Source organism: Citrobacter sp. KH_055_1 (genome assembly GCF_057838705.1).
In genome coordinates this window covers 446,159-468,605 of sequence record NZ_CM174473.1, presented here as the reverse complement: position 1 = coordinate 468,605, position 22,447 = coordinate 446,159, and the positions used below count along the sequence as shown (strand labels likewise).

Here is a 22,447-nt window from a genome sequence, read left to right as displayed (position 1 = left end):
TTGTCTAACTGCGTACCTTTATACCTGTTATACCAGATCAAATAAGCAGCAATACAATACAGAACGCTTATATTGCGATCTGCCTCACTAAACACTTCATCCTGCAAGTCGCCTCTGTGTTTAAACGATCGTCAGGATCGGGATTATTTACGCAATTTTTTATTTTTACCGAAGGCGTGCCAGGTAGCGGAAACGCTGTTGAGATGGTCTTGTAATGCGCGGTCTGCTTCATCAGGATCGTGCTGACGAATGGCGTCGACAATAGCAATATGCTGTTGATAACTTACGCTATTGTGCTCGTATAATTCGCGGTCAGCGACGGTCGGACGTGCGGCGATCAGCCAGTCCAGCAGCGCGACATGGATCGCCATAAAGATAGGATTACCAGGGATCTCCGCCAGCACACGGTGAAAATCCACGTCCGAACGAATGAACAGCGCGTTGTCATCCAGCGACTGGCTGTTAATCTCCAGCGCTTTCGCCAATCTGTCAATTTGCTCGTCGGTTGCATGCTCTGCGGCGTAACGCACCAGGCTTGACTCAAAGAACAGTCGCAACTGTTCAAAGTGGGCGATGCCGCCGGGATGCGAGAGAAAATCTTTCGCCATCCCCGACAGTTCACCAATGATGGTGTCCGCAGATGGACGCGAAACGCGGGCACGTTCGCCGTTGTTGATTTGCACCAGGCCTTTACGTTTTAACGCCGCCAGGGCTTCTCGTACCGAGGGACGACCGACGTTAAAGAAGGCCATCAGCTCCCGCTCGGACGGCAACTGTTCACCCTCGCCAAACTCCCGACGACGAATCATCTGTTCCAGTTCTTCTTCAACCATTTCAGACAGCTTTTTACGCGCCAGCGGGCGGTTACGTAAACTACGGCCAATGGTGGATGGAGAGTCTTCAGCTTGCGAATCAAATGCGTTCATAGGGTCCATTCAGCTAAGTCATTGGTGAAAAACAACAGCGGGTTCATCGTAACACAGGATCGAAAGCGGGGTGAAATGGAGGTCAATCGGGTTAGCCCGCTTATTGATAACATATGAAATACAAATATATTTTCACTCAAAAACAATATGATGAATTTTAATTTCTGAGTATGACATCGAATTTATGAAATCTGCGAATATGATCGTGAAAAATTATCATAACCTACTATTTTAAAACGAAAAATAATTTAATCTCGATTTTAAAAATACGATATTCACTCCATAAAAAACGGTAAAAAAAATATAACATCCGCTTTTATAACAGCGCTATTACCGGATTTATCTTCTTTCCTGCATGGAGTGAAAAAATGTTCGGCATCATACTTTCTGTCATCGTTTTATTAACGATGGGTTACCTGATCCTCAAAAACTACAAACCCCAGGTGGTCCTTGCGGCTGCTGGGATCTTCCTAATGATCTGCGGCGTCTGGCTGGGGTACGGTGCGCTGGTTGCACCCGAAAAAAGCAGCGGCTACCTGCTGGTTGATATTTATAACGAAATTCTGCGCATGCTCTCCAGTCGTGCAGCAGGCCTGGGGCTGTCGATTATGGCCGTCGGTGGCTATGCCCGCTATATGGACAGGATGGGAGCCAGTCGGGCGATGGTGAGCCTGCTGAGCCGTCCGCTAAAGCTTATCCGATCACCGTATATCGTGCTTGCCGCCACCTATGTGATCGGTCAGATCATGGCGCAGTTCATTACCAGCGCCTCCGGGTTAGGGATGTTGCTGATGGTCACCCTCTTCCCGACGCTGGTCAGCCTTGGCGTAAGCCGTTTGTCGGCAGTGGCGGTCATTGCCACGTCAATGTCGATTGAATGGGGTATTCTGGAAACAAACTCGATTTTTGCCGCTCAGGTAGCGGGAATGAAAATCGCCACCTACTTCTTCCACTACCAGTTACCCGTGGCCTCGTGCGTGATTATCGCCGTTGCTATTGCGCACTTTTTTGTGCAGCGCCAGTTTGATAAAAAAGCGGCACCAGAAAACATCGGCTTTACCGAACAAAAGGTGCTGGAAGATGTTCCGCCGCTCTATTACGCCATTTTACCGGTGATGCCACTGATCCTGATGCTAGGCTCGCTGTTCCTTGCACATAGTGGACTCATGAAAACAGAGCTGAATCTGGTGGTGGTGATGCTGATGAGCATGACAGTCACCATGCTTGTCGAATTCTTTCGCACCCATAATCTGCGCGAAACCATGGATGATGTGCAGGCGTTTTTTGATGGCATGGGCACCCAGTTTGCCAACGTCGTTACGCTGGTCGTCGCCGGTGAGATCTTTGCCAAAGGCTTAACCACCATCGGCACTGTCGACGCGGTGATTAGGGGGGCGGAACATTCCGGGCTTGGCGGTATCGGCGTGATGATCATCATGGCGGTGGTCATCGCCGCCTGCGCCATTGTCATGGGTTCCGGTAACGCGCCGTTTATGTCTTTCGCCAGCCTGATCCCGGACATCGCCGCAGGGCTGCATATTCCGGCGGTGGTAATGATTATGCCAATGCACTTTGCCACTACCCTGGCCCGCGCGGTTTCACCCATTACTGCGGTCATTGTAGTAACTTCCGGTATTGCGGGTGTATCGCCTTTTGAGGTGGTTAAACGCACGGCGATCCCAATGGCGGTAGGATTTGTGGTGAATATGATAGCCACGATTGTGCTGTTTTATTGATGGCTGGCACAGAAAGCAAAACAGGCCCGCAAGGGCCTGTTTGATTTTACTTCACTACGCGTAGCGCCGGACGCCCACCACGCGGAGGTGGCGGCGTATCATCCGGGTCGTTGTCATCACCGTGATCGGGCTTATCGCCATCAATGACGGACATGACCGTTTCGCTTTCAAAGCCGGACGTGTCGTTGTCGTCATCATTTAAGCTGGCGACATCTTCGTCGTAGGCCGCTTCTGGCTCGAACATGGTACCTGCACCGTTTTCACGGGCATAGATAGCCAGAACAGCAGCCAGCGGCACGGAAACCTGACGCGGTATACCGCCAAAGCGCGCGTTAAAACGCACTTCGTCGTTTGCCAGTTCCAGGTTGCCCACTGCACGTGGAGCAATATTCAGAACAATTTGCCCGTCACGCGCATATTCCATAGGAACCTGCACATCCGGAAGCGTCACATCCACCACCAGGTGCGGCGTAAGCTGGTTGTCTAACAACCACTCATAGAATGCGCGCAGCAGATACGGACGGCGCGGTGATAGCTGTGGCAAATCCATACAGATTAACCCCGGCCCAGACGCATTTCACGTTCAGGCTCAGTCAGAGAAGCCAGGAAAGAGTCACGTTCAAATACGCGGGTCATATACCCTTTCAGCTCTTTCGAACCAGCACCGCTGAATTCAATACCCAGCTGCGGTAAACGCCACAGCAGCGGCGCCAGGTAGCAGTCTACCAGGCTGAACTCATCGCTCAGGAAATACGGTTTCTGACTAAACACTGGCGCAATTGCCAGCAGCTCTTCGCGCAGTCGCTTACGCGCGACGTCCGCTTCAGAAGCAGAACCGTTTACGATGACGTTCATCAGCGTATACCAGTCTTTTTCAATACGCTGCATGTACAGGCGGCTTTCACCACGCGCAACCGGGTAAACCGGCATCAGCGGCGGATGCGGGAAACGCTCATCCAGGTATTCCATAATGATGCGAGATTCCCATAGGGTCAGCTCACGATCCACCAGTGTCGGTACGCTCTGATTCGGGTTGAGGTCGATCAGATCCTGAGGTGGATTGTCTTTCTCCACATGCTCAATCTCGAAACTAACACCTTTCTCCGCCAGTACAATGCGGACCTGATGGCTATAGATGTCAGTAGGACCAGAAAACAGCGTCATTACCGAACGTTTGTTGGCAGCGACAGCCATGAAAACCTCCAGGTATATTAAGAATTTTACTGCTACCAGCCACCAGGTGGCCAGCCAGAAGTGATGTCACCCAGATTCGGAAAGCCATTGCTGTTCAAAATACAAACAAAAAATGAACAATACCGCACATTTGGGCAGAAAATTGGATGATAGTTTACCAGATTTTGTGACCTTTGTGGTGAGTCGATTCTGGAAATGGGAAAAAAGAGGTGGCAATCAGCAGATTACCGTGCTTATTCGCGGGTAAAAATCCATAAAAAAACCCGCCGAGGCGGGTTTTTTCGCAAATTGCAATCTGCCGAAGCAGAAACCAATTAACGCTTGGAGAACTGAGGACGACGACGTGCTTTACGCAGGCCGACTTTCTTACGTTCAACTTCACGAGCATCACGAGTAACGAAGCCTGCTTTACGCAGTTCGCCACGCAGTGACTCGTCATATTCCATCAGTGCGCGGGTGATACCGTGACGGATCGCACCAGCTTGACCAGAAATACCACCACCTTTAACGGTGATGTACAGGTCCAGTTTACCAATCATGTCGACCAGTTCCAGCGGCTGACGAACTACCATGCGGGCAGTTTCACGACCGAAGTACTGTTCCAGAGAACGTTGATTGATAACGATTTTACCACTGCCCGGTTTGATGAAAACGCGAGCTGCAGAACTTTTGCGGCGACCAGTGCCGTAGTATTGATTTTCAGCCATTGCCTATAATCCCGATTAGATGTCAAGAACTTGCGGTTGCTGTGCCGCGTGGTTGTGCTCATTGCCCGCGTAAACTTTCAGTTTACGGTACATTGCACGACCCAGCGGGCCTTTTGGCAGCATGCCTTTAACCGCGATTTCAATCACACGCTCAGGATGGCGAGCAATCATCTCTTCAAAGGTCGCTTCTTTAAGACCACCGACGTAGCCACTGTGACGGTAGTACATTTTGTCAGTACGCTTGTTGCCAGTTACCGCAACTTTGTCAGCGTTCAGAACGATGATGTAATCACCGGTATCTACGTGCGGAGTGTATTCCGCTTTGTGCTTACCGCGCAGGCGCAGAGCCAGTTCGGAAGCCAGACGGCCCAGAGTTTTACCGGTCGCGTCAACAACATACCAGTCGCGTTTTACGGTTTCTGGTTTAGCTGTAAAAGTTTTCATTAAAAGCTTACCCAAATAAATTAGTTACACGTTGGTGAACACCCAAACGTTTTGTCAGTTGAGGTTCACACGACATTGTCCAGCAAACCTACCCCTTCGAATAGCCTATGCCGGCACATAGAAAGTTTTGGGAAAAAAACTCTCTCGTAACGTGGGGTCGCAAGATTATAGAGAAGTCAGGGTCAAAGATCGACCCCTTTATGTGATTTGCGGTGGGTTTAACCGGCTAAATGTTCGCGCTTCAGATACTCTTCGCTTTGCATCTCCTGCAAACGCGACAAACAGCGCTGGAATTCAAACTTTAGGCGCTCTCCCCGGTAGATCTCATATAAAGGAACTGCCGCACTCACCACCAGCTTGACGTGACGTTCGTAGAACTCATCTACCAGCGCGATAAAGCGGCGTGCTTCGCTCTCCATCAACGACGTCATCACTGGGACGTCAGAGAGCAACACGGTGTGAAACAGGCGCGATAGCGCAATATAGTCGTGCTGACTGCGGGCATCGACGCACAGGGTAGTAAACGAGACGGCCAGCGTTTGGTTTTCGACGGCCAGTGTCTGCATCGGGCGATGATTTATCTCAAGCGTCGGTGCATGTTCACTTTTGCTTCCCGCTAACGCCAGCCACAGCTTATCCATCTGCCGTTGGGTTTCATCATTCAGCGGCGATAACCATAAATGCGCCTGGGTTAACGTACGCAGACGGTAATCAACTCCGGCATCCACATTCATGATGTCGCAGTACTGTTTAATAGCCTCAATCGCCGGAAGAAAGCGGGCACGTTGCAGACCATTGCGGTACAGGTCATCAGGCGGAATATTGGATGTCGCCACGAGCGTGATGCCGCGGGCGAACAGCGCTTTCATTAATCCACCGAGCAGCATCGCATCGGTGATATCCGAGACAAAAAACTCATCAAAGCACAGCACGTCGGTTTCTGCCTTAAAGCGGTCGGCAATCACTTCCAGCGGGTCGCTTTGCCCTTGCAGGGCGGTCAACTCTTCATGTACGCGCAGCATAAAGCGGTGAAAGTGCAAACGCTGTTTACGCGTGCCCGGCAGGCTATGGTAGAAAAGGTCCATCAGCCAGGTTTTCCCGCGCCCCACGCCCCCCCACATATACAGACCACGCACCGGCGTGCTCTCCGTCGGTTCACGTTTACCCAAAAATTTGCTAAAGCGAGCAATCAGCCCACTTTCCTGCAACGCAGGACGGGCTGGGGCAGTCAGTTCCTGGAAAATAATATCCAGTCGATTCACTGCCTCTTGCTGTACGTTGTCGGGTTGATGACTGCCGTCGTTGAGGGCCTGCAGGTAACGCGATGTCGGGGAAAAGCTTTGCATGATGTTATTGTTATTCCTTGAGAATCGATGTGCCGTCGCTCACGGTTGACGAAAAAAAGGCCGTTCTACACTACGCGATATAAAGTCGGGATTCCACTTCTACGGGATTAGCGGTTATAGTGGCATAATCAGGCGCAGGCATGGAGCCTAAAGCCAACACCCTACGGAAACACAAGACAACGGGAGATGTTCATGACCTGGGAATATGCGCTAATTGGGTTAGTCGTCGGTATCATTATTGGTGCCGTAGCCATGCGTTTTGGTAATCGTAAATTACGCCAACAGCAGGCATTGCAGTACGAACTGGAAAAAAACAAAGCTGAGCTGGAAGAGTATCGTGAAGAGCTGGTAAGCCACTTTGCCCGCAGCGCTGAGCTACTGGATAACATGGCCGACGACTATCGTCAGATCTACCAACATATGGCAAAAAGTTCCAGCAACCTGCTGCCGGGTATGTCGCCAGAATCCAACCCGTTCCGTAACCGTCTGGCAGAGTCTGAAGCAGGCAACGATCAGGCACCGGTTCAGATGCCACGCGACTATTCCGAAGGGGCCTCCGGCCTGCTGCGTAGTGGCGCAAAGCGCGACTAACTGCACATCGTTAAGAAATTTATTGGGCGCAGCAATTGCGCCCTCCGCTTCTCTTCCCGTCCCAGCTATTATTTAGTCGTTAGCCGCATTGTGACCAAACCGAAAATTCAATAACATCAAACTGTTTTGAATCATCTTCCGTTTACTCAAGGTACGAGAGCAGGATCAATGAAAAAACAAACCCAGCTGTTGAGTGCATTAGCGTTAAGTGTCGGGTTAACTCTCTCGGCGCCGTTTCAGGCCATTGCGTCGATACCCGGCCAGGTTCCCGGTCAAGCCGCACTCCCCAGCCTCGCACCAATGCTGGAGAAAGTGTTACCTGCGGTCGTGAGCGTGAGGGTCGAAGGTACCGCCGCGCAGGGGCAGAAAGTCCCGGAAGAATTCAAAAAATTTTTTGGCGATGACCTACCCGATCAGCCGTCACAACCGTTCGAAGGCCTGGGTTCAGGAGTCATCATCGACGCCGCCAAAGGCTACGTGCTAACCAATAACCACGTTATTAATCAGGCACAGAAGATCAGTATCCAGCTCAACGACGGTCGCGAGTTTGACGCCAAGCTGATTGGTAGCGACGATCAGAGCGATATCGCCCTGCTGCAAATCCAGCACCCTAGCAACCTGACACAAATTGCCATCGCCGACTCCGACAAACTCCGCGTGGGTGATTTTGCCGTCGCCGTCGGTAACCCGTTCGGGCTGGGGCAAACGGCAACCTCCGGCATCGTCTCGGCATTGGGTCGCAGCGGCCTGAATCTGGAAGGTCTGGAAAACTTTATTCAGACCGATGCGTCCATTAACAGGGGTAACTCCGGTGGCGCGCTGCTTAATCTGAATGGTGAATTGATCGGTATTAACACCGCCATTCTGGCACCGGGCGGCGGCAGTATCGGCATTGGCTTTGCCATTCCCAGCAACATGGCGCGCACGCTGGCGCAGCAGTTAATGCAGTTTGGCGAAATCAAACGCGGCCTGTTGGGTATTAAAGGGACGGAAATGACCGCCGACATCGCCAAAGCGTTCAAGCTGGATGTACAACGCGGCGCGTTTGTTAGCGAAGTGCTGCCGAACTCCGGCTCCGCGAAGGCGGGCGTGAAATCCGGTGACGTCATTACCAGCCTCAACGGCAAGCCGCTGAACAGTTTTGCCGAGTTACGTTCGCGTATTGCCACCACTGAACCGGGCACCAAGGTTAAACTGGGTCTGCTACGTAACGGTAAGCCGCTGGAGGTGGAGGTCACGCTGGATACCAGCACGTCGTCGTCCGCCAGTGCGGAAATGATCGCCCCGGCGTTACAAGGTGCAACGCTTAGCGACGGTCAGTTAAAAGACGGCACTAAAGGCATCAAGATTGATAACGTCGAAAAAAGCAGCCCAGCCGCGCAAGCCGGTCTGCACAAAGATGACGTTATCATCGGTGTAAACCGCGATCGCGTGAACTCTATTGCCGAAATGCGCAAGGTGCTGGAAGCGAAACCGTCGATCATCGCGTTGCAGGTGGTACGCGGTAACGAGAATATTTATCTGCTCCTGCGTTAAGCTGGTAGACCGGACATCAGCCCACCGTGTGATGTCCGGTAAACTCGTGATATGCTGCTGCCGTTCCCCTTTTTAATGACGCCGCTATCATGTTTGTGAAGCTTTTACGTTCGGTCGCGATTGGTTTAATCGTCGGCGCCATTCTGCTGGCCGCGATGCCCTCTCTGCGCAAAATTAATACGCTTACAGCACCCCAGTTTGACAGTGCTGATGAAACGCCTGCCAGCTATAACCCGGCGGTTCGTCGTGCCGCCCCCGCCGTTGTTAACGTGTATAACCGCAGTATGAACAGCACGACGCATAACCAGCTAGAGATCCGCACGCTCGGCTCCGGCGTTATCATGGATCAGCGCGGCTATATCATCACCAACAAACACGTGATTAATGATGCCGACCAAATCATCGTCGCTCTGCAGGATGGACGCGTGTTTGAAGCGCTGCTGGTCGGCTCCGATACCCTGACTGACCTGGCGGTGCTGAAAATCAACGCCTCTGGTGGGCTGCCCACAATCCCTATCAACAACAAACGGATACCGCACATTGGCGACGTCGTTCTTGCTATCGGGAACCCGTACAACCTCGGGCAAACCATTACTCAGGGGATCATCAGTGCTACCGGTCGCATTGGCCTGAACCCCACGGGACGGCAAAACTTTCTGCAAACGGACGCCTCTATCAACCACGGCAACTCCGGCGGTGCGCTGGTCAACTCGCTGGGTGAGCTGATGGGCATTAACACCCTGTCGTTTGATAAGAGCAACGATGGCGAAACGCCGGAAGGGATCGGCTTTGCTATTCCGTTCCAGTTAGCAACCAAGATTATGGATAAGCTGATTCGTGATGGTCGCGTCATTCGCGGGTATATCGGGATTAGCGGTCGCGAGATTGCGCCACTGCACGCGCAGGGCGGCGGAATGGATCAAATTCAGGGGATAGTGGTTAACGAAGTCTCCCCGGATGGCCCGGCGGCACAAGCAGGCATTCAGGTTAACGATCTGATTATCTCGGTCAATAATAAACCGGCCGTCTCTGCGCTGGAGACCATGGATCAGGTAGCGGAAATTCGCCCAGGCTCAGTGATCTCCGTCGTCGTGATGCGTGATGATAAACAGTTAACGTTGCAGGTCACCATTCAGGAATACCCGGCCACCAATTAACATCACGCCTCCCACTTACCATAACCATAAAAAACCGGAGCAATTTGAATTAGCTCCGGTTTTTATTAGGCGATATCGTAGGGACTTAGCACGTAATGCCTGATGGCGCTACGCTTATCAGGCCTACAAATACACGCTGACCGTAGGCCGGATAAGGTATTTGCATCCGGCCCCTTGTCGCGTTACTTAACGAACTCTTCGCCCAGGGTGATATCTTTCTTCAGCGTGTCCAGCATGCCTTCCAGCGAGCTCTGTTCAAACGCGCTCAGCTTGCCGATAGACTGACGCTCTTCTACGCCGTTTTTGCCCAGCAGCAGCGGCTGAGAGAAGAAGCGAGCGTACTGGCCGTCACCTTCAACGTATGCACATTCCACCACGCCTTTTTCGCCGTTCAGTGCGCGAACCAGCGACAGACCGAAACGTGCTGCGGCCTGGCCCATAGACAGGGTTGCGGAACCGCCACCGGCTTTAGCCTCGACGACTTCAGTACCCGCATTCTGGATACGTTTGGTCAGCTCAGCAGCTTCTTGCTCGGTGAAGCTTACGCCAGGGATCTGTGACAGCAGTGGCAGAATAGTCACGCCAGAGTGTCCGCCGATAACCGGAACTTCAACGTCGGTCGGCTGCTTGCCTTTCAGTTCCGCCACAAAGGTGTTGGAGCGGATGATGTCCAGCGTGGTCACGCCAAACAGTTTGTTCTTGTCGTAAACGCCTGCTTTTTTCAGCACTTCTGCAGCGATTGCAACGGTGGTGTTCACCGGGTTAGTGATGATACCGATGCATGCTTTCGGGCAGGTGGTCGCAACCTGCTGAACCAGATTCTTCACGATACCTGCGTTGACGTTAAACAGGTCGGAACGGTCCATACCCGGTTTACGCGCGACGCCTGCTGAGATCAGTACCACGTCAGCACCTTCCAGTGCCGGGGTCGCATCTTCGCCGCTGAAACCTTTGATTTTCACAGCAGTAGGGATATGGCTCAAATCAACGGCCACACCAGGCGTTACTGGAGCGATGTCGTACAGGGAGAGTTCTGAACCTGAAGGCAGTTGGGTTTTTAACAGTAATGCTAGCGCCTGACCGATTCCACCAGCAGCGCCGAGGACTGCAACTTTCATCCTAAACTCCTTATTATATTGATAAGCAAAGTGTCTGTTGCTCCGCGGCGGCGACCATAATTCACAAATCCGATGAACACAACAACCACGCGTCAAGAATGCGTAGTTACGCAAATTTGGCTTTTATGCATTTAACTTACGTAAATTAAAAGCTAAGTTACGTAATTCAATACGACTCGCACAGTAGAGCAACTTTCCAACAGGTGCTGACAATATACCTAACTGCCCTCCCAAAACAACATCAATTTGATAACAATTGATTTACTTTTAAGCTTATTTGCATGCCGTGACATAGGCATGTTTCTTGATAACGAAATTTGATAAAATTCCGCTCTTTCATAACATTATTTCAGCCTTGAATGAGGCAGACCGTTTGCATAAAAATTCATCTGTATGCACAATAATGTTGTTTCTACCGCCATATTACGGGTGACTTATGCGAAGCTCGGCAAAACAAGAAGAATTAGTAAAGGCGTTTAAAGCGCTTCTCAAGGAAGAGAAATTCAGCTCTCAGGGCGAAATCGTCCTCGCATTGCAGGATCAGGGCTTTGATAATATCAACCAGTCCAAGGTTTCACGCATGCTGACCAAGTTTGGCGCCGTGCGTACCCGCAATGCCAAAATGGAAATGGTGTACTGCCTTCCGGCAGAGTTGGGGGTACCGACAACCTCCAGCCCACTGAAAAATCTGGTGCTGGACATTGATTACAACGATGCCGTGGTGGTCATTCATACCAGCCCAGGCGCCGCACAGTTGATCGCACGTATGCTGGATTCACTGGGTAAAGCAGAAGGTATCCTCGGCACTATTGCGGGCGACGATACTATCTTCACCACTCCGGCGATGGGGTTCTCGGTAAAAGATCTGTACGAAGCTATTCTGGAACTGTTCGAACAAGAGCTGTGATCCCCTCCCCGTCGCATCGCGTGGCGGGGAAAAACCTTTCTTTCTGACTCCTGACCACTCTTTTCCTCTGCCTGCCATTTAACAAATAGTGCGTTTCACTATCCAAAAACATTCACACAGTGAATACCTCGAATTATAAACGCACAAATTGCGAAATTAAATATCACCATGAATTTACTGTATTTTTTTAAAATAATGAGTTCAATTATGCGTTTTTAATTCCAATAAGTTATTAAAACCACAGTTCTTAACACTTAATTACAGCAGAAACCATTAGCGTGGTATTAATTTATCGAGTGATTAGTGTATACTTGATTTTGTGATGAGGGTCACGAAACGAAGACCCCAATAAAAGAATTCGACGAGGTAAATATCATGAAAATCAAAACGACTGTTGCAACCTTAAGCCTTCTTTCCGTTCTCTCTTTTGGCGCCAGTGCGGCGGTTAATCAGGTGAACACACAAGAAGCACAGAATTTGCAATCCATGGGTACCATCTCTGTTTCTCAGATTGGCAGCTCACCGATGGATATGCGTCAGGAAATCGTCGCCAAAGCTGAAAAAGCAGGCGCCAGCAGCTACCGCGTGACCGAACTGCGTGAAGGCGCACATTGGCACGCAACCGCTGAACTGTACAAATAAACCCTCGTCGTCTGGTCCGAGACGACTTGCCCCCGCCTGTCGGGGGCTTTTTTATGCCTTACATTGAATGACGGACGTTAAAGCGTAATTGCCCTTCCAGCTCTTCTTCTGCTTCATCAAACAGCAAAATCAGCGCTCCGTAGCGTCGGCGTTGTTTGTCCGGTAAATGGACAAACTCAATCTCCAGCGGCAGAGGTAGAACGTCGCCCATCACCACCTCCCACAGCGAATCGAGATCGCTTACCTTTTCCCGAGCAAGGCCGAATGCCCGCGTAAACTCGCGGTAGAAATCACCCTGTTCTTCAATCTCGTCAAAATCAAATGTATAGATGTTCATCTATAGCTACCATCCCAACGCCAGTCGCTCTACAGGCTCTCTCTATGCAGGGATTCCCACACATCAGGTAAGTATAGCCATAAAAAAACCGACGCTTCTGGCGTCGGTTTATCAGTCTTAACTGCTGGTCAGTGCATGCTGGTATTTGTGGAGCATACCGGTGAGTCGCTTCACCGGCTCCGTCACCTGAGGCGGCGCTTGCCAGAGGGTTAACTTCTCCTGATAGACATCAAGCTCCTCCAGCAATTGGCTAAAGTAGCGTCGGCGTTTGTCGTCGTTCCCTGCGGATATGATGTGATCGGCAGTACGTCGCAGCTGACGGTGAAAGGCGGATAAATCCTCGTTTACCGGTACTGGTGCATCGCGCAGACGCTGGTGTGCGATGATCATCGTCAGCGCCAGACGAAACTTCGCCAGGTCACCGGGGAATTTGTTCATCAGCAAAAAGAGCTGCTGGTAAAGCGCCGGGAGATGGTTTTCTTTGCGGCGAACCACATTGGTGGTCATCGCTGAAACCGCCGCCGACACGAACTGATTAAGCAGCACGCGACCAGTTCTGTCACGCGAGTTATCACGCACCAGTAAGATCACCAGAAACGCCAACACGCATCCGACAATCTGCCCAAGCGCACTGTCGAGGAACTGACTAAAGTGGAAGGTCATCGGGTTATCCAGCACGATGATGTTAATGGTACTGGCCAGCGCGCCCATTGAGCCCAGACGTCGCTTCTGAACCTCGATGCCCAGAAAGAACCCCAGCACTGCCAGGCTCAGGCACAGTAACAACATACTTTGCTGCGTATTGGGGATGATAACCAGAAAGTAGAGCGCACCCAGCGGTAACGCCGCCAGCGTGCCGTAAATAAAGTCGATTGCCACCATCCGCGGGTTGGGTAAACGCATCGCCAGTGAGGTCACCACCGCAATCATCACCATTGCGCCGCTACCTGACGTCCAGCCAGTCCACAGCCAGAACAAGGTGCCCAGCACGCAGGACAGCGTGGTGCGCCAGAAGTTGACCATCGCATGGTGGCGTTCGGCGGATTCCACTTTCACCACCGGCTCACCCTGCAGGATCTCTTCTTCCGTAGCGCTGATTTTCGTGTTGCTAACCACCCCACGTTTCAGCAGCAGGTAACGGGTTGCCGCACTGGCCCAACTATAAAGGGTCACCGGCGTTTCGCGCTCGCCGGTCCAGACCATCACCCGGCGCATGCGCTTCAGTTGTTTATGCACATCCTGCACGGTTTCTACCGGCGTATCGAACAGCTCACGGAAGGTATCCGTAATCAGTTCCGGACGCGTGTTCTGGATAAGATAGGTTTCACAGGATTGGGTAATCAACGTCAGTGACAGCGTGTTCAGCGCTTTGAGCCTGCGGTTGGCGCGCCCCCAGCGTGAGGACTCCATATTCAGGTTACTGCGCATGCCTTCCAGCGCCGCAGTCCGACGAACTAAATCGCCCCAGGCTTTGTCCACTTCTTCACTGTCACCATGCTTAATACACAGTTGCATAAGCCGATACTGCGCCACCAGAAGGCTGTCCAGTTCAACGTCAATTTCTTGTTTCACCGAGCGGGGAGAAAAGAGCAGATCAGCAACAATTGCGCAGACAATACCGATCACAATCTCGCTGCAGCGCTCGAGGGCAAATTGCGGTGTCAGCAGAGGCTCAGCCTGGATAGTAATGACGATAATCAGCGCCGTATAACCCGAAAGCCCCCAGGCATAGGAGTTCTCGATCTTCACCAGCGAAGAGATCCAGGTACAAAAACCGGCCCAGACACAGCACACGAGGATCATCAGCAGCGGCGCACGGATCATGCTGATGATAATCACCAGTGCCGCAATACAGCCGATAAACGTCCCGATAATACGCAGCATCCCACGATAGCGGATCGCACCCGAATAAGGTTCTCCGCCCGCCGCAAAAGCGGGGCCTGCTGCCACAATCGCTGCGGTCAACACCGCCCAGCGCGGGGTCTCAAGCTGAAAATGAAAGCCAACGAACAGCGCCAGCACAATGGCGCATGCCAGTTTTAACGCAAAGCGGATATGCTGATTGGCAATGGAGAAAATGCCCATCGCAATTAACCAAACTCGCGCAGACGGTGCGCCATTTTACGGAAGAAGGACTCCTGGCTGGCATCGCGATCCTGCTTCCCGGTAATGACCACAGTCGCCGTGGTCCCGGCTGGCCACAACGTTCCCTGCTGGTCATCAAGACGGACGCGTACTGGCACACGCTGAGCCAGTCGCACCCATTCAAGGTTGGAGTCAATGGTCGCCATGCCTTTCGCATCCTGCGTACTGCTGGCATTCGTCACGCCCGCCGCCACGCTATCAACGGTACCTTTCAAAACCTTGTTGCTGCCAAGCGGCGTAATTTCAGCGCGGTACCCCGGACGCACACCTTCCAGCTTGGTCTCTTCCATATAAGCCAGCACGTAGAAAGAGTGCTGTTTGACCAGCGCCACCGCCGTCGAACCACGGGTAATAAACTCACCGGAATAGACGTTAAGATTCGTCACCCAGCCGTCGGCTGGCGCACGGATAACCGTACGTTCAAGATCGAGTTTTGCCAGATCACGGGTCGCCTGCGCCTTCGCCAGCTGATGTAATACGGTTTGCAGCACGTTATTCGACTGGTCAATCTCTTCGCGGGACATGGCCTGAACGCCAAGACGGTTACGACGCCCCGCTTCCTGGCGTTTTTCCTGCGCCAGGACTTGATAATAGGCGACGTCCGCTTCGGCTTGTTCGAGGGCTTTTTTATAGCGCGGTTGGTCGATGGTGAACAGGACCTGATCCTTTTTCACCAGCTGGTTATCATGCACGTTAACGTGAGTAATCAGGCCCGCGACGTCCGGGGCGATAGCAACAACCTCGGCACTAAAACGCGCATCACGCGTCCACGGCGACTCGGTGTAATAGACCCATGCGCGGAAAATAGCGATAAAAGCCAGAATGACCAGTACGAGAGTCATGGCCGTACGGGAGAGTTTTCTTGTTAGTGTTTTCACTTCAACCTCAAACGAACAGGCGCGTTATTAGATAGAACAGACAGCAATACAGCGCGGTGTTAAACAGGGCCGGATGCCAGACAAAATCATAGATGCCAGTTGGAACCAGCACCCGGCGCACCAGCCAGAAAATCGCCAGTGACAAAAGTAACTCGAAAAAAATCGGTGGGAAGGAAAGACCAAACACCACGATAACGGGAAACAGACTCATGTTGACCTTGGTAGCTTAAGAGAGTGCAGGCGATCGTTTATTGAGCGTATGTCACCGCAGAGAAGGGCAAGGATGAGCCAGGCGAGAGCGACATAGCTGTTATTTGAATAATAATATATTAACGTAACTGTTATGCTGTTATCTATATTATGTGATCTAAATCACTTTTAAGCCAGAGTGAACAATGGAACGATTAAAACGTATGTCGGTGTTCGCCAAAGTCGTCGAGTTTGGCTCCTTCACCGCCGCTGCCAGACAACTGCAAATGAGCGTTTCATCAATAAGCCAGACGGTATCAAAACTGGAAGATGAACTGCAGGTTAAGCTGCTAAACCGCAGTACACGCAGCATTGGGTTGACAGAGGCCGGAAAAATTTATTATCAGGGCTGCCGTCGCATGCTGCACGAAGTGCAGGACGTTCATGAGCAGCTCTATGCGTTTAACAACACGCCGATCGGTACACTGCGGATCGGCTGTTCTTCAACCATGGCACAAAATGTCCTCGCCGGACTGACCGCGAAAATGCTGAAAGAGTACCCCGGACTGGCGGTCAATCTGGTCACCGGCATCCCGGCCCCGGACTTAATTGCTGACGGTCTGGACGTGGTTATCCGTGTGGGCGCTCTCCAGGACTCCAGTCTTTTTTCACGTCGTCTGGGGACGATGCCAATGGTGGTCTGTGCCGCTAAAAGCTATCTCGCCCAGTTTGGCATCCCGGAAAAGCCCGCCGATCTCAGCAACCATTCATGGCTGGAATACAGCGTGCGTCCAGATAATGAATTTGAGCTTATTGCCCCGGAAGGGATTTCAACCCGACTGATCCCGCAGGGACGCTTCGTAACCAACGATCCCATGACGCTGGTGCGTTGGCTGGCCGCAGGCGCGGGGATTGCCTATGTCCCACTGATGTGGGTGATCAATGAGATCAATCGTGGTGAATTGGAGATCCTGCTGCCCCGCTACCAGTCAGATCCGCGTCCGGTTTACGCGCTGTATACGGAAAAAGACAAGCTGCCGCTCAAGGTGCAGGTCGTGATTAACTCTCTCACAGATTATTTTGTCGATGTGGCGCAGTTGTTTCAGGGGATGTACGGCAGGGGTAAAGATAAATAAAAATGCCCGGTGGCGCTTCGCTTACCGGGCCTACGGTCGGTGCAGATATGTAGGCCGGATAAAACGCGAAGCGTTGCCATCCGGCATGTACAGTTACGCGGTACCGCCTACGGTAAGGCTATCTACCTTCAACGTCGGCTGACCCACGCCCACTGGCAGACTCTGCCCTTCTTTACCGCAAACGCCGACGCCGTTATCCAGTTTAAGGTCATTACCCACCATCGAAACCTGCTGCATCGCTTCGATGCCGGAGCCGATCAGCGTCGCACCTTTCACAGGCTTGGTCACTTTACCGTTTTCAATCAGATACGCTTCAGACGTTGAGAACACAAACTTCCCGGACGTGATGTCCACCTGACCGCCGCCGAAGTTCGGAGCATAAATACCGTATTCAACGGACTCAATAATTTCCTGCGGCGTAGATTTACCCGGCAGCATATAGGTATTGGTCATGCGCGGCATTGGCAAATGTGCGTAAGATTCACGACGTCCGTTGCCGGTCGGCGCTACACCCATCAGACGCGCGTTCAGCTTGTCCTGCATATAGCCTTTCAGAATACCGTTTTCAATCAGGACATTGTACTGGCCAGGCGTACCTTCATCATCAATAGCCACTGAACCACGGCGATCCGCCATCGTGCCGTCATCCACGATGGTGCACAGCTCAGATGCCACCAGCTCACCCATGTGGCCGCTAAAGACTGATGTCCCACGACGATTGAAGTCACCTTCAAGGCCATGACCGACCGCTTCGTGCAGCAGCACGCCCGGCCAGCCTGCACCCAGCACGACCGGCAGTGCGCCTGCTGGCGCGGCTACCGCGGAGAGATTCACCAGCGCCATGCGCACGGCTTCTTTCGCCCATGCATCGGCACGGACTTCGCCGTCAAGGGAGGCGAGGAAATAGTCATAGCCAAAACGACCACCACCGCCGCTAGCGCCACGTTCACGCTTACCGTCATCTTCAACCTGCACGCTAACGGACAGGCGCACCAGAGGACGAACATCAGCCGCCAACGTACCGTCAGTCGCCGCAACCAGAATCAGCTCATAAACGCCGGTCAAGCTAGCGGTCACTTCCTGCACACGTTTGTCGGCGGCACGCGCGACCTTATCAACGCGACGCAGAATATCCAGCTTCTCTTCACGGCTCATGCTCTGCAACGGATCAAGTGAGGTATAAAGCGCCTGATGCTCTACTGCACCCAGCGTTTTCACTTTGCCATCACCGTTGTCGCGCACAATAGTACGGGCAGCAAGAGCACTTTGCTCCAGCGCCAGCAGACTTATCTGGTCCGCATAGGCAAACCCGGTTTTTTCGCCGCTGATGGCACGCACACCAACGCCCTGATCGATATTGTAAGAACCATCTTTAATGATGCGGTCTTCTAAAACCCAGGATTCGTGATAGCTCGACTGAAAATAGAGATCGCCGTAATCAAGACGGCGTTCGGCCAGTTGGCCCAGAATGGCAAACAGGTCCTGATGTTTCAGGCCATTCGCCGCTAGCAATTGTTCACTTACCAGGTTCAGACTCATCGTTTTGCTACTCATTAGTTGCCGCCGTAAAACAGCGGTAAGAAGATCATATTTACTGAGATTGGGGCAATTACTCGCCCCCGTCAAATCATTGCTGGCTTTCTTTACGCGGCTGGCGCAGAACTTCGTTAATCTGCGGTTTATCGACCGGACCAGTAATGCGATAGCGCAGAATCGAGACTTTGCTCCACAGCGGCCCCAGAACTTTACTGGCGGCAAACACCGCCGCGCCGACAATCGGGTTAACGGCAAATGCGGCGGCAACCCCCACGGTGGCAGAAATTTCCGGCGCGACCACGGCTTCCATATTCAGCTCACGGCGCACCAGATTGACCGAGCCTTTCATGGCGATATCGGCTTCCAGACCATCCACCAGCGTATCGTCGGTATGCATCACGCCATCTTTGATCCACGCCGTACTGCGAATGGAGTCAAAATAAAAGCCTTCGTTAAACGTATCGCTAAAATCGAAACGCAGTTTACGCAGCAACGCATCAAAGCTCAGTAGGCGCAGCAACTGCCCCGCATGCCCGGTGCTGAGTTCAGTAATCTCACCTTTGCCCAGACGGGTCCGCAAAATACCATTCAGCGACGCTTCATCCGGATCCCAGGGCGGGTTACGCCAGTGCAAATCGTACTCGACGTTGAATGAGGAGTTGCGGATCGGGGTCGATACACCAAAGAAACCGGCCGCAGAATCAATTTTATTACCGTTCAGTTTTCCTTTAAGCGACGTACGCACATTACCCGGCGCGTTAACCCATTCACCGTCGAGGGTCAGTCTGGCAAAGCCCGTATCCAGCAGTCCGTTATCCAGGGTCAACGTATCACCCTTAATCGCGACGTCAGCATCGATGCGCCCGTATTTCTGCCCCCACATCCAGCACTCTTCGCAGCGCAGTTGAACGTCAGGCCAGCCACGGAAGCTGACGTTATTGATCGCGGAAAACGGTGAGGCCGGAGTGGCGTTCGGTGCGGGTTTCGCGGCGCTCGGGTTGTAATAGAGATACTTCACGTTTGCCAGCCATGGTGCGTTATTGCGCATCGCCAACGTCGCGTTGATCTCACGCCCCTGCGCCTGCACTTTACTGCCATTCAGTGAAGGCTCAGATACAATACTGAGATTATTCCACTGCTGACCGCCCAACGATAGCGACGGCGTGCGCACCGTTATACGCTGCGGGAAGTCCGCATTGGTGCCCACGCTGTCCGCCGCGCCTTTGTTAAACAGTGCCAACCATTGCGCACCATCCATTGGCGGCAAATTGAGCTCAATACCTTGCTGCTCGGGCAGGTCAGGCACAGTGCGGCTTTCAGAAGCCCAGATAGCACGATCAAGGGTCAGTTTCTGATTCAACAGCCAGTGGCTGTTAAAGTGATTTTTAGGCCCCGCGTTGCCCGTCAAATCGAAGCTGCGCAGGTTGCCGTCGGCCTTCACGTTTAATGGCAGAGACTCGCCGGCCGCTTTATTCAGCGGCGCAGGTAAGTGACTGCTTACATTCTTCAGGTCACCTTTAAGCTCAATGCTGTAGGTCGCCCCGGCATGGTAAGGAAGATCGATACCCACTTTGCCATTCCACGCTACGCTGCCGCCTAAGGCCTCGTTCACCTGCGTTGGCAGGATGCCCATGCGGGTAGGCTGCCAGTCACCGTTCAGATTTACCGCAACCTGATAGGCTTTAGCACCCTCGGTGGTGGAAAAGTCGACGTTCAGCGGCTGATTAAACCAGTTGGCCGTCATCGGCTCGCTTTGAAGTGAGCCGTTGATAAAGCTAAATTTGCCGTTCAGGTTCTTTAATGTACTGTCGAGTGGCTTAATAAACAGGCTGTTATTACGCAGGTTAACATCACCTTTGGCCGTCACCAGCGAGCCATCAAAGGGGATATCCAGATGTAAGCGAGCATTCACATCGCCGTCAATCTGGAGCTGCTCCAGCGTGGCGCCCAGTGAATCCTTCAACGGCGTCTCATCAAAATACGGTCCAACTGCCTTGCCCGGACCATTAATGTCGGCATCAATTAGCAGCTTTTCTTTCGCGTAGTCGGGAATATCAGCTGTCAGGTTGCTGGCTCTCACCCCACCTAAATTGACGCCGTCGGTCTTCATCCACAGACCGTTATTCATGAAGTTCAGCTCAATGTTGAGATTGGTAAGCGCTGGCCAGTCAGGCTGGAAAGCAAACTTAGCATTGCGCAGCGGCACCAGTACCTGGAACTGACCTTCGTTATGTGGATACGGGAACAGGCGCGGGTTACCGCCGTACACCAACGTGGCGTTATCCGCCTCACCGCCCTGAATCGCACCGCTCAGGTAGTCGACCAGGTCTTTACCCATCAGGTTTTCCGGGAAATAACGCCAGGCCTGAGAACCATCGTCGGTGCTGATACCCGCCAGAATGCCCAGCCACGGCTCATCACCTGTCGGCTGCAGATAGCGAAAGCCGCCGCGCGCATGGACGGCTTTCGCTTTAACATCAATATTTCGCCCATCCAGCTGAAAACCTTTGTCATTCTTCAGCCAACTTAGCGTCGCCACCCCGTCTTCGATTTCCAGCGGCGCGCGGAAGACGGTTTCATACGGCATTTTCGCCTGCTTCATCGAAACGGTGAGCGCACCATTTTCTACGCTACCGGCAAGCGTACCGGAGAAATGCTCGGCGCCCGGTAACAGCTTCCACTGCTTCCAGGCCAGATCGGTCCACGAGGACTGGAAGCGCGTTTTTTCTGTCGCCTGTAACGGGATATCCAGCGCCAGCGTATCTATCTTGCCGCTCGGCTGCGTGGCGCGCCAGATGTCACCTAACGCCGGAGAGAGCTTTGCCGCCATGGGGCGCAACCCTTCCAGGCCAGCCAGCTCGAGGTTACTGGCTCGAATGCGCAGCTCATCGCTGCGTTTGTTATTCTCGCCCCCCACTTCCTGCTCGGGGATCCAGGCCAGGGTGAGCGCGCCACTCGGCCAGGGCTTGTTATCCATCGTAATGCGCGTATCCGGGATCGCGAACACCCAGCCGGGCTGCTCGCGGCTAATATGCGCGGTCAGGTTATCAACGGACAGCGTGTGCGTGTTGTTGTCACCTTTCCAGCTTGCCCCGCCTTTCTTCAGCCAGACATCGCCACTGGAAATTTCGCCTTTGCTGAGCGTCATCCACCCTTCCAGGCTAAAGCGTGCCGTTTGCAGCGCGACGTTATCCTGCATCCATTTCCCCAGCCACGGTTTGACGTCGATGTCATCGGCCTGTAGCCAGACCCGGCCATTGTTCAGCAGCCCTTCATCATCACGCAGATCCATCCGTACCTGCATGATACCGTGCTGCCCGGTCAGGCTGGAGAGGCTGACCTGGCCTTCGGCGCGGTGTCTGTTTTTTCCGTTCAGCCAGGTAAGCTGCGGGATCGCCAGTTCTGCACGCTGACCAGAGAGGGTCAAGAAACTGATTTGGCTGTCGCGGAGATCGAAGTGATCGAACTGGCGTAAAAACAGATCGCTAACGCGGCCGGGTTCGACTCCATCGTCATTGTTGCTGCGCTGGATAGGCGTATTAGTGCGTAAATGCAGTTGCCAGAAGGTGAGATCGCGAAACTGCCAGCGCATGTGCAGCAAGCTTTGCCAGACATCCAGCGCCAGCGTGACGCGTTTGACCGAGAATTCGCCGCCGTCGCTAAGCTGAGTGTGGATATCGCGGGCTTCAAGGGTGGGGCCAAAATTCTGCCAGTTGGCGGAGAGCTGGCTGGCAGAAACGGTCATACCGGTGGCCGACTCAATTTTACTGAGGATCGCAGGCCGCCAGCTATCGAGATGCGGCAACGCAAGGCGCAGGCCACTGACCAGTAGCGCTGCGATGACGACGAGCGCGGCTCCAGTGAGCAGTAAAATCCCCGGCAATCGCCTCACGCATCTCTCCTTGTCTGCCAAAAAATGTGA

The 22,447-nt window shown here is 52.8% G+C and carries 20 protein-coding genes; 7 read left to right on the top strand and 13 right to left on the bottom strand.

The annotated features are described in order from the left end of the window. Positions 1–143: 143 nt before the first annotated feature. Entirely contained in the window at positions 144–935 is a 792-nt protein-coding gene (gene nanR / locus AC3ITF_RS02355) for a transcriptional regulator NanR (RefSeq protein WP_115257365.1), read from the bottom strand. A 359-nt stretch (positions 936–1,294) separates the two neighbouring features. Here nanR and dcuC point away from each other — a divergent pair, with 359 nt between their 5' ends. Continuing rightward, positions 1,295–2,662, top strand: a complete 1,368-nt coding sequence (gene dcuC / locus AC3ITF_RS02350; protein ID WP_115257364.1) for an anaerobic C4-dicarboxylate transporter DcuC — start codon at positions 1,295–1,297, stop codon at positions 2,660–2,662. 46 nt (positions 2,663–2,708) lie between these two features. On the opposite strand, the gene sspB is transcribed toward dcuC, so the two are convergent. The 5 genes from sspB to zapE form a co-directional block, all read right to left on the bottom strand. Further along, on the bottom strand, positions 2,709–3,212 hold the full coding sequence (gene sspB, locus AC3ITF_RS02345) for a ClpXP protease specificity-enhancing factor (protein WP_096755484.1): 504 nt from the start codon (positions 3,210–3,212) through the stop codon (positions 2,709–2,711). A 5-nt stretch (positions 3,213–3,217) separates the two neighbouring features. Further along, positions 3,218–3,856, bottom strand: coding sequence for a stringent starvation protein SspA (gene sspA / locus AC3ITF_RS02340; RefSeq protein ID WP_096755483.1), 639 nt, complete (start codon positions 3,854–3,856; stop codon positions 3,218–3,220). 314 nt (positions 3,857–4,170) lie between these two features. Then, on the bottom strand, positions 4,171–4,563 hold the full coding sequence (gene rpsI / locus AC3ITF_RS02335; protein ID WP_062774136.1) for a 30S ribosomal protein S9: 393 nt from the start codon (positions 4,561–4,563) through the stop codon (positions 4,171–4,173). Between the two features lie 15 nt (positions 4,564–4,578). Then, positions 4,579–5,007 carry a 50S ribosomal protein L13 gene (rplM, locus tag AC3ITF_RS02330; protein WP_096755482.1) on the bottom strand — a complete coding sequence of 143 codons (429 nt, stop codon included), beginning with the start codon at positions 5,005–5,007 and terminating at the stop codon, positions 4,579–4,581. Between the two features lie 218 nt (positions 5,008–5,225). Further along, complete coding sequence (gene zapE / locus AC3ITF_RS02325; RefSeq protein WP_137400207.1) at positions 5,226–6,353, bottom strand: cell division protein ZapE; 1,128 nt, start codon at positions 6,351–6,353, stop codon at positions 5,226–5,228. A 192-nt stretch (positions 6,354–6,545) separates the two neighbouring features. Between zapE and zapG the strand changes: the two genes are divergently transcribed. The 3 genes from zapG to degS all read left to right on the top strand — a co-directional run bounded on the left by zapG (position 6,546) and on the right by degS (position 9,637). Then, the gene (zapG, locus tag AC3ITF_RS02320; RefSeq protein ID WP_045448139.1) at positions 6,546–6,944 is read left to right on the top strand and encodes a Z-ring associated protein ZapG; all 399 of its coding nucleotides are present in this window, start codon (positions 6,546–6,548) and stop codon (positions 6,942–6,944) included. Positions 6,945–7,112: 168 nt separating this feature from the next. Continuing rightward, complete coding sequence (gene degQ, locus AC3ITF_RS02315) at positions 7,113–8,480, top strand: serine endoprotease DegQ (protein WP_096755480.1); 1,368 nt, start codon at positions 7,113–7,115, stop codon at positions 8,478–8,480. 89 nt (positions 8,481–8,569) lie between these two features. Next, positions 8,570–9,637 carry an outer membrane-stress sensor serine endopeptidase DegS gene (degS, locus tag AC3ITF_RS02310; RefSeq protein ID WP_115257362.1) on the top strand — a complete coding sequence of 356 codons (1,068 nt, stop codon included), beginning with the start codon at positions 8,570–8,572 and terminating at the stop codon, positions 9,635–9,637. Positions 9,638–9,819: 182 nt separating this feature from the next. On the opposite strand, the gene mdh is transcribed toward degS, so the two are convergent. Beyond that, positions 9,820–10,755 carry a malate dehydrogenase gene (gene mdh, locus AC3ITF_RS02305; protein WP_115257361.1) on the bottom strand — a complete coding sequence of 312 codons (936 nt, stop codon included), beginning with the start codon at positions 10,753–10,755 and terminating at the stop codon, positions 9,820–9,822. Between the two features lie 436 nt (positions 10,756–11,191). Between mdh and argR the strand changes: the two genes are divergently transcribed. Then, positions 11,192–11,662, top strand: a complete 471-nt coding sequence (gene argR, locus AC3ITF_RS02300; protein WP_115257360.1) for a transcriptional regulator ArgR — start codon at positions 11,192–11,194, stop codon at positions 11,660–11,662. Between the two features lie 375 nt (positions 11,663–12,037). Beyond that, on the top strand, positions 12,038–12,304 hold the full coding sequence (gene yhcN-B, locus AC3ITF_RS02295; protein WP_096755476.1) for a DUF1471 family stress response protein YhcN-B: 267 nt from the start codon (positions 12,038–12,040) through the stop codon (positions 12,302–12,304). 58 nt (positions 12,305–12,362) lie between these two features. Here the strand turns inward: yhcN-B and AC3ITF_RS02290 are convergent, their stop codons facing one another. The 4 genes from AC3ITF_RS02290 to aaeX form a co-directional block, all read right to left on the bottom strand. Continuing rightward, positions 12,363–12,641, bottom strand: a complete 279-nt coding sequence (locus tag AC3ITF_RS02290; protein ID WP_096755475.1) for a barstar family protein — start codon at positions 12,639–12,641, stop codon at positions 12,363–12,365. Positions 12,642–12,758: 117 nt separating this feature from the next. Beyond that, positions 12,759–14,726 carry a p-hydroxybenzoic acid efflux pump subunit AaeB gene (aaeB, locus tag AC3ITF_RS02285; protein WP_096755474.1) on the bottom strand — a complete coding sequence of 656 codons (1,968 nt, stop codon included), beginning with the start codon at positions 14,724–14,726 and terminating at the stop codon, positions 12,759–12,761. A gap of 5 nt (positions 14,727–14,731) precedes the next feature. Next, entirely contained in the window at positions 14,732–15,664 is a 933-nt protein-coding gene (gene aaeA / locus AC3ITF_RS02280) for a p-hydroxybenzoic acid efflux pump subunit AaeA (RefSeq protein WP_096755473.1), read from the bottom strand. 7 nt (positions 15,665–15,671) lie between these two features. Continuing rightward, positions 15,672–15,875, bottom strand: a complete 204-nt coding sequence (aaeX, locus tag AC3ITF_RS02275) for a p-hydroxybenzoic acid efflux pump operon protein AaeX (RefSeq protein WP_003025177.1) — start codon at positions 15,873–15,875, stop codon at positions 15,672–15,674. Positions 15,876–16,059: 184 nt separating this feature from the next. On the opposite strand from aaeX, the gene aaeR reads away from it, so the two are divergent. Then, entirely contained in the window at positions 16,060–16,989 is a 930-nt protein-coding gene (aaeR, locus tag AC3ITF_RS02270; RefSeq protein ID WP_117342751.1) for an HTH-type transcriptional activator AaeR, read from the top strand. A 93-nt stretch (positions 16,990–17,082) separates the two neighbouring features. Here aaeR and tldD read toward each other — a convergent pair whose 3' ends face one another. Continuing rightward, on the bottom strand, positions 17,083–18,528 hold the full coding sequence (gene tldD / locus AC3ITF_RS02265) for a metalloprotease TldD (protein ID WP_096759323.1): 1,446 nt from the start codon (positions 18,526–18,528) through the stop codon (positions 17,083–17,085). A gap of 88 nt (positions 18,529–18,616) precedes the next feature. Then, positions 18,617–22,417, bottom strand: coding sequence for an AsmA2 domain-containing protein YhdP (gene yhdP, locus AC3ITF_RS02260; RefSeq protein WP_181688701.1), 3,801 nt, complete (start codon positions 22,415–22,417; stop codon positions 18,617–18,619). Positions 22,418–22,447 lie beyond the last annotated feature (30 nt).